This is a genomic window from Aeromicrobium sp., assembly GCF_014378035.1.
Taxonomy (GTDB): domain Bacteria; phylum Actinomycetota; class Actinomycetes; order Propionibacteriales; family Nocardioidaceae; genus Aeromicrobium.
Genome location: NZ_JACMOM010000101.1, coordinates 1 through 7967, shown reverse-complemented (window position 1 = coordinate 7967; position 7967 = coordinate 1). Strand labels below are relative to the sequence as shown.

The 7967-nt window shown below is 67.8% G+C and carries 5 protein-coding genes; 2 read left to right on the top strand and 3 right to left on the bottom strand.

The window, feature by feature from the left end:
• Nucleotides 1-168: 168 nt before the first annotated feature.
• Together H7290_RS05325 and H7290_RS05320 are read right to left on the bottom strand one after the other, a co-directional pair.
• A complete protein-coding gene (locus H7290_RS05325) occupies nucleotides 169-495 on the bottom strand; it encodes a hypothetical protein (protein ID WP_290512978.1) in 327 nt (108 codons plus the stop codon).
• Nucleotides 492-2984, bottom strand: a complete 2493-nt coding sequence (locus H7290_RS05320; RefSeq protein WP_290512977.1) for a glycosyltransferase — start codon at nucleotides 2982-2984, stop codon at nucleotides 492-494. Before H7290_RS05320 ends, H7290_RS05325 begins: the two co-directional genes overlap by 4 nt.
• Before the next feature lie 116 nt (nucleotides 2985-3100).
• On the opposite strand from H7290_RS05320, the gene wecB reads away from it, so the two are divergent.
• Nucleotides 3101-4195 (top strand): non-hydrolyzing UDP-N-acetylglucosamine 2-epimerase, encoded by a 1095-nt coding sequence (gene wecB, locus H7290_RS05315; protein WP_290512976.1) that lies wholly within the window; start codon nucleotides 3101-3103, stop codon nucleotides 4193-4195.
• A 49-nt stretch (nucleotides 4196-4244) separates the two neighbouring features.
• Here the strand turns inward: wecB and H7290_RS05310 are convergent, their stop codons facing one another.
• Nucleotides 4245-6398, bottom strand: coding sequence for a glycosyltransferase (locus H7290_RS05310; protein ID WP_290512975.1), 2154 nt, complete (start codon nucleotides 6396-6398; stop codon nucleotides 4245-4247).
• Nucleotides 6399-6498: 100 nt separating this feature from the next.
• Between H7290_RS05310 and H7290_RS05305 the strand changes: the two genes are divergently transcribed.
• The coding region (locus tag H7290_RS05305; protein ID WP_290512974.1) for a class I SAM-dependent methyltransferase at nucleotides 6499-7967 on the top strand (1469 nt) is incomplete at its 3' end.

Genomic DNA, 7967 nt, shown 5'->3' with positions numbered 1-7967 from the left:
TGCGCCGGGCGTGGGCGAGATACTTCGCGAGGCCCGGCTCGTCGACCCCAGCATCGGTGAACGTCACGAAGGGGGTCGTGATGCGATCGAGCTGTCGGGCAACGGAACCGGCGACATCGCCCGGCGCGACCTCGACGATGGTCAGGTCACCGGTGATCTGCACCCCGGTCAGTCCTTCGTGCGGGTCTCGTCGAGAGCAGCGAGCACCTGCTGCCGTACGCGGCTGAGGTCGGCGAGCGTTCGCGCGGACGACTGGTCGACTCGGTAGGTGAGTCGACGCTCGGACGCCGCGACCGCACCTCGCTGCTCGAGCACCGTGAGCACGACCACGGCCTGCAGGAGCAGCACGGCCGCGAGGGCCCAGCGCGTCTGTTCGAACAGCAGTGCCACAAGCCCGACCAGCACGAGAACCGTCGCGGCGAGGCTCGCGAGGCGGGGGACGTCGAGACGTGACAGGGCGGCTCGCGCACGGGCTTGGGTGGAGGGTGTGCTCATGTGGGTCGGTCCGCAGTCAGCAGTGGGGTGACGGCTGAGGCGAGTGCCTCGCCGGAGAGCTCATTGTGGCAGAACGCGAGGGCGGCCTCCTGTCGCCGGGCGAACGCCGCACTGTCGGTCCACAGTTCGTCGACCACCGCGGAAACGGATCGCTTGCCGTAGTAGGCGGCCGCGTCTCCGAGCACGGGACGCAGCGACTCGCGTACGATCGGCACGCACCCGCGGGACATCGCCTCGAGAACCGGCCGCAACAAGGTGGTGCCGGGGTGCCGGGGTGGTAGGCCGACATAGACGTCGCACTGATCGAGGAACTCCGTCGTGGAGAGCATGTCCGACGTGAACCCGAGCCAGCTCCGTCCGGCGTATCCGGCAGATCGATCGGTCGACTCGAGCAGCCGGACGTCGTGGCGGTCTCCACCTGGAAGCAGGTCGAGCAGCCCGCGGCGGTCGGCGCGCTCTGCGACGAACCGTGAGGTGTCGGAGGCGCCGACGACTGGCTGGTCCGCGCCTGGCCTGGAGGTGAAGCGGCTCACCCGTACGACCTCGGCAAGGTGGGGCGGGCGCAGCTGCCCGGTCGCACCGGCGGAGCGTAGCGTCTCGGTCACGTCGGCCGACGAGGGCAGCCACTCGATCTCGCAGTCGAACAGCTCGCGAGCGGACCGCTCGATCACGAGCGGGTCGTAGGACACCTCCGGGCCGGCGACCACGACCACCCGGTCGGGTCGCATCCTGACGGCGCCGGCGACGCGCGGGAGCACCAGGAGCTGGGGGTCACACACGAGCAGCACCTGAGGTGTGAGCGCCACCCCGAGCGGCGTCCAAGTCGCACGACCGGCGGCGAGCACGTCGAGGATGGCCGCCCGGGGATAGGTGCGACGGACGGCAGCGTGGCGAAGCGCCTCGCCCCGAGCGAGTCCGACGCGCAGGCCGGCCGAGGCCAGCGCCTCGATGGCGAGGGGGAGTCCGGCAGCGTCGACCAGGCCCGCTCGGCAGTCGGCGAGCACGACGACGTCGGGCCGCTGGTCCGGGTAGGGCACTCCCTCGAACTCCGGCGGAGCCGGGAAGGACCGGCCGGACGGCGTCTGCACGACGGGGTCGGCGCCGCGGTCGATGATCTGGCGGTGCCAGTGCCGGAAGGCCGAATGGTAGGAGACGCGCGCATCGCGGTGCCAGCCGATGCGGAAGTCCGCTCGAGAGAGCGAGCCGTCGGTCAGCTGGTAGAGGGCGAGCGGCTCGTCGAGGGTCATCACGCTGGTGGGGCCGAACACTGCCGCCAGTCTCTCGATGAACTCGGTGTCTGCCGCCTTGCGCATGTCGTCGTAGCGGCCCAGCCGGTCGACGAGGGGCTGACGGCGGAAGAGCAGGGACGGGGCATTCTTCTCGTAAGGCTGCGACCCGACCTTGGTGATGCGCAGGTCAGGGTAGAGCCGGATGGCCTTGGAGAGCGTGGCAACGAGCGCCGGATCGCTCTCGAGCACCTTGACCTGACGTTCGATGCGCTCCGGGTGTGACCAGTCGTCGCTGTCCTGAAAGCCGACGAGCTCCCCGCGGGCCAACGAGACACCATGGTTGCGCGCCCGGTAGGCGCCGCCGTTGGTCGGCATGCGGACGTACTCGACGCGTTCGTCGAGCGCCAGAGCGGCCTGGAAGACGGATTCGAACTCCTGCGGGCTGGCGTCGTCCACCATGATCACCTGGAGGTTCTTCCACGACTGGGTCACCAACGAGCGGACGGCGGTGACGAGGCTCGCTGACGGCGAGTAGATCGGCATCACGATCGTGACAAGGGGCCCCTCCACGCTGGCTCGACGGTCGTCGGCACCGACGGCGTGGACACTGTCGAACGGCGTGGTCGGGTCGGCGACTCGCACCGGTGCGATGCCGTGCCGTTCGAAGGGCTCGTCGAAGACCTTGAGCCAGGCTTCCTGCGCGTCGGGGCCGGCCTGACCCAGAGAGATCGCAGGGAAGGGGTTGACGAGGTCGGCGGAGATCGCCCACCTCACCCACGAGCCGACACCCGGGGTGTCGAGATGGCGCCGCACGTAGTCGAACCGACCCGCGCGCAGGCTGGTCTGCAGGTCGAGGTCGGCGTGCTCGGTCGGTGTGCTGTCGCGTCGGGCGTCGTCACGAGCGAGGGCGAACAGGTCGGCGGCGCGTCCCAGCGCCTCGTCGCCGGTGTCGAGTCCGACGGTCAGGAGGGCCAGCGCGTAGAGCCCAGGGGCGTTGAGTGCTGATCCGGCGGCGGCGCCATCGGCGACGAACGACCGTGCCGCGAGCTGGATCTCGGCGAAGGTCAGGGTGCCTGCCGACGCCATGTGTGCCAGAAGGTGTTCGCCGCCGGCGTACTCGTGACGCAGCATCGTCTTGGCGAGGGCACCCGGTGTCAGGATGTGCGCGGCCGCGAGAGCAGTCAGGTCAGGAGCGAGTCCTGCGGTAGTGGTGCCAGACACCGTGAAGTCCACTCCCAGTCGCTCGAGTCGTCGATCCATCCGGAATATACCGGAACTGCCTGACACACCGGCGGGAGCACCGAGGCGTCGGCGGCAGCGCGATAACCTTGGTGGCGATCCAGCCGGAGCACACGCCAACCCATGGGAAGAAGCACATGAGCCAGACCACCGCGGCCCACGTCGTCCACGTGACGGGCGCCCGTCCCAACTTCCCGAAGGCGGCGCCGGTCATCAAGGCGCTCGCCGCCCACGGGATCCGTCAGGTGCTGGTCCATACCGGGCAGCACTACGACCCGGTGATGTCCGAGGTCTTCTTCCAGCAGCTCGGCCTGCCCGAGCCGGACGTCAACCTGGGGGTCGGCTCAGGCACCCATGCGCACCAGACCGCCAAGGTCATGATGGCCCTCGAGGACATGTTCGTGGCGGATCCACCCGCGCTCGTGGTGGTCTACGGCGACGTCAACTCGACAGTGGCTGCCACCCTCGTCGCGGCCAAGCTGCACATCCCGGTCGCCCACGTCGAGGCCGGACTCCGCAGCTTCGACCGGACAATGCCGGAGGAGGTCAATCGGGTCGTCACAGATAGCCTGGCCGATCTTCTCTTCACCACGAGCCCGGATGCCAACGTGCATCTCGGCCATGAGGGCATTGCCGCAGAAAAGATCCACTTCGTCGGCAACCCGATGATCGACACGCTGCTGTCCAACCTCGACGCCTTCGATGCCGACGCAGCGCGTGAGCAGCTGTCGATCGAGGGGCCCTACCTCGTCGCGACGCTCCATCGACCGGCCAACGTCGACGACCCGGCCACTGCCGCGTCGATCGTCAAGGCACTCCATGCCGCGGCCGACACGACCCGCGTCGTGATCCCCCTGCACCCGCGAGGGCGGGCGAGCTTTGCTTCAGCGGGCCTGATGGACCACAGCGGCGTCACCGTCATCGAGCCTCTCGGCTACGTCGAGTTCATCGGTCTGGTGCGCGGCAGCCTTGCCGTCGTGACCGACTCGGGCGGGGTGCAGGAGGAGACGACGATGCTCGGCATCCCCTGCCTGACCCTGCGACCCAACACCGAACGTCCCGTCACCATCACGCACGGCACCAACCAGCTCGTGACGGTCGACAACCTCGTCGATCGGCTGCAGCCGATCGTCGACGGCCAAGGGTCGGGTGACGGCACGACGCCGCCGCTGTGGGACGGCCACGCCGGGGAGCGCATCGGCACGGTGGTGGCCGCATACCTGCGCCGGTAGACGGTCCGCGGAGCCCAAGCGGCAGGGGCAGGGGACGAGGGTCAGGCGCCTACCGCGGCAGGAGGTCCGACGACGAGACCTCGGCGCCTGCTCTGACGTGGGCCCCGGTCAGGGCCTTCAGCACCGCGATGGCACCGTCGACGTCACCCAGCACAGACGAGTAGGCGACCTTGCGCTCACTGAGGCTGCTGCCCGGTTCGACGACCGCCCACACGGGGCGTCCCGATCCGTCGTAGTCGCTGATCTTCGACGGCAGGTAGGGGTTGACCGGATGGGTGTCCGCGGTCCGGGCGTCATTCACGAGCAGGCAGTCGAACAGCGTCGTGAGGTGCAGGAAGTCCAGGTAGGGCACGTAGTGGTTGGTGATGACAGTGTCGTCCAAGCTGGCCTTGCGGAGCTCGGTCCGCAGGTCCTCGGGATCCTTCGTGAAGACGTGAAACCTGAGCCTGTCGCGGTATTCACGCGGCAGCGCGCGGATCGCATCGGTGACCTCGGTGAGGCCTCTCGTCGGATAGAACGCCCCGAAGTAGGCCACATGTGTGAGGCCCGGCTCGAGCGGGTAGGCGACGTCGCTGATCTGGTAGAACTCCGGCGGGAGCGTCGGGTGAGGGGAGATCCTGGTGTGCTCGACCACCCGGTCGTGCAGGGTTTCATCTGCTATGTCGGTGAGCATGGTCTGTTGCTGCAACGTGTTGGTGAACACGATCTCGTCGGCGAGGGCGTAGGCGATGTGCTCGATCCATTGCAGCAGCCCCAGATGGTGGGGAAGCGGGTGGCCTGCGGCCTCGAGCCCCTCCTCGATCTCACGACTCAGGGCATCGTCGTCGCGGGTGCCGGCCTTGCGGGTCTCGCCCTCGACGTTCTCGGACAGCGGGTCGGAGAACTCCGCGATCCAGGTGGTCTCGGGGTGGCGGACCTTGTAGAGCGCCGCGAGGACGTGGGAGGAAGGCCACATCGCCCGGCTGTAGACCGACCGGTACGACCTTCCGCGAGTGTGCTCCCATCGTTCGATGGCAGACATGCCGGCGGCGCAGAACTCCACGACGCCGCGCCACTGCGAGAACGTCGGCCGACCCGGTATCGACAGGTGGTTGCCGATGAAGGGTTCGACGATGACTCCTGCCGCGACGTCGCGGCCATGGACACCGTCCATCTGGTGCGAGACCACGTCGACGCAGACGCCACGCTCGCGCACACGGCGGGCGGCGACCAGTGCACTGGTGTTGTTGCTGGGAAGGAACGCGTAGCAGGTGACGAGGTCGCGTGCCCGCTTGCGGTTGAGGTGGTGGTAGACCCACGGGTTGATAATGCGTGCAGACATCGAGTCGATGACACGCCGGTTCTCGTCGGGATGTTCGGCCAGGTATCGCCCCATGGCCGCGGCCTGCGAGATGATCGACAGCTGCGCCACTTCATTGAGGTACTGCGTGGGGTCATTGGCGATCGGCACCAGGGCTTCGATCACGTCCAGCCGTGCTTCGATGGCGAGATCGTACGGAACGCTGGCCGGGCGGGAGTGGGAATCGGTGCGCAGAGAGCGGTAGTAGACCGCGTGCGCATTGGTCGGCAGCACCGTGATCTTCAGCCCGAAGGTGTTGACCAGCTCGTGCCAGTACAGCACGTCGGTCGCGAAGCGGAGGTTCTCGCGGGCCCGCACGGCCCGGGCGTAGGGCGTCCAGACAAGCTTGGAGACATTGAACATCATCGAGGCCGCTGCCTCGACGGGGTGCGTGGTGCGTCCGATCGCCTTGACGAGCGAGCGGTTGACATAGGTGTCGTAGTCGGGGAAGCCGATGCCGTCACCGTCGAGGTTGGCAAGGTAGGCGTGTGCAATGCAATGTGGTGCGGCGTACTGGTAAAGAGTCTTGAGGAAGTTGGCGGAGATCTGGTCGTCATCGTCGACCACCGTCAGGTAGGAGCGTCGAGCAGCGGCGATGCCGACATTCATGCTCAGGCCGATGCCCTTGTCCGGTGCAGTGACAATGCGGATCTCGAGCTCGGGGTGCGACTCGCGGTAGCGACGCAGGACGTCGAGGGTGCCGTCCGCCGGACCGTTGGGCACCACCAGCACCTCGTAGAGGTCCTTCGACAGGGTCTGCGCGCGGATGGAGTCGAGAGTTCTCTCGATGCGGTCGACTCCCTGGTAGGTGCGCACCAGGACGGTGACGCCCGCGGTGAGGTCGTCGGGCAGGGTCGAGTTCAACGGGTGCTCCCAGTTTCGCAGGCTTCGGCGGTGGCTAGTCTAGTCAGGTCGGACTGTAGTCTGAGCACGCTTCCGTCCCACAGCAGAGGATCCCCGAAACATGGCTGCAGAGACCCCATCCACGGCGCTCGTGATCGCAGAGAACACCGAGGGGGCCTACCGCTACGCGACGTCTAATGCGGCAGAGGTCACAATCGTGCTCGCTGCGGCAGACGGGTCCGTCGTGGTGGAGGGTCGCTACGACCGGGTCGTCGTCGTCGGCTTCACCCAGGCACCGGGCGTGCTTCGTACGATCGTCGATCAGGCCTTCGACATCGTCACCGCGGAGGGCCGGGTCCTGGTCGGCGGCCCTGCGGGCAGGATGGGGTCCGATGCCACCCCGTGGACCACCGCGTTCAGCGGGGTTCTGGTCGTGGCGATGGATCATGGATCGTTCCCCGCAGTGGAAGTCGCACCAGGATCCGGTCCGGGCTCCGGCCCGGACACCGGCGCCTATCTGCTCGGTGCACTCTCGGTGCTCGGTTCCACCAATCCCCGCCCGGATCTTCGCACGAATGGTTCTGACAGCTCTGATCGAGGTGCGACCGACGATACTGCGCAGCCGGGCGTGACGGCGGCCGCCTCGGCCAGCAAGGACGCCCCGGCTCCCCGCTCCGTGCGCGACCGGCTCGTCGACGTCGCCTCCTCCCATCGCAGGCTGCTGGTCGTCGCCGGCATCGTCGGTCTCCTGGCTCTGGCAGTCACAGTTGGTCTCGTCGCTCTGCACGGCCAGTACTTCCTCGCCGTCCTCAGCATCGGCACGCTGGTGGCGGTGGTGGCGATTGCAGGCCGTCAGGAGCAGCGCAACCGGCAGATCGCGAACCAGCTAGCCAAAATCTCCACCGTCGGTGAAGACAGCAGGCGGTTTCTTTCGATGCTGCGTCCCAAGGTCCTGTTCGACGAGGTCCGTCAGCAGCGCAAGGACACGTCCTCGATTCTCAAGGTCGTCGGCGTCAGCCAGCTGGCGCTCGTCGACGTCGCCAAGGTGCTCGACCGGTTCCAGAAAGGTTTCCAGGATCCGGCCGCCCCGGGTCTGCTCCGGGAGATCAACCGCGAGGCCAGGTCGACCTTCGAACAGGTCCAGGCCACCATCAACCTGTTCTCGATGGTCGACGTCTCGGCGTCTGTGCCGCCCATGCGCGGGTGGGCCGTCTCGCCCGATGCGCTCGCGCTGCTGCTGCAGGAGCTCATGGCCCGGCGCCCACGGCTGGTCGTGGAGTGCGGTAGCGGCGTGTCCACGTTGTTCCTCGGCCTCGCCATCAAGAAGTTTGGTCTCGACACGACAGTCGTCGCGCTCGATCACGACGCGGACTACGCAGACAAGACCAACCGGATGCTCGCCCAGCACGGTGTGGACACCCTGGCAGAGGCCCGCCACGCCCCGCTGACCGAGGTTTCGTTCGGTGAGTCCACAGAGCTCCGGTACGACCCAGCGGCGGTGACGGATCTGCATGACATCGCTCTGCCCTTCGTCGATGGGCCGCCGCTCGTGACCGCCGACTTCGCCCGGCTGCCCGCCTTGCCGGTGCT

Bases quoted from the DNA above. Each gene is read 5' to 3' on its own strand.
- H7290_RS05325 (WP_290512978.1), bottom strand. From the start codon at position 495: ATGAGCACACCCTCCACCCAAGCCCGTGCGCGAGCCGCCCTGTCACGT.
- H7290_RS05320 (WP_290512977.1), bottom strand. From the start codon at position 2,984: ATGGATCGACGACTCGAGCGACTGGGAGTGGACTTCACGGTGTCTGGC.
- wecB (WP_290512976.1), top strand. From the start codon at position 3,101: ATGAGCCAGACCACCGCGGCCCACGTCGTCCACGTGACGGGCGCCCGT.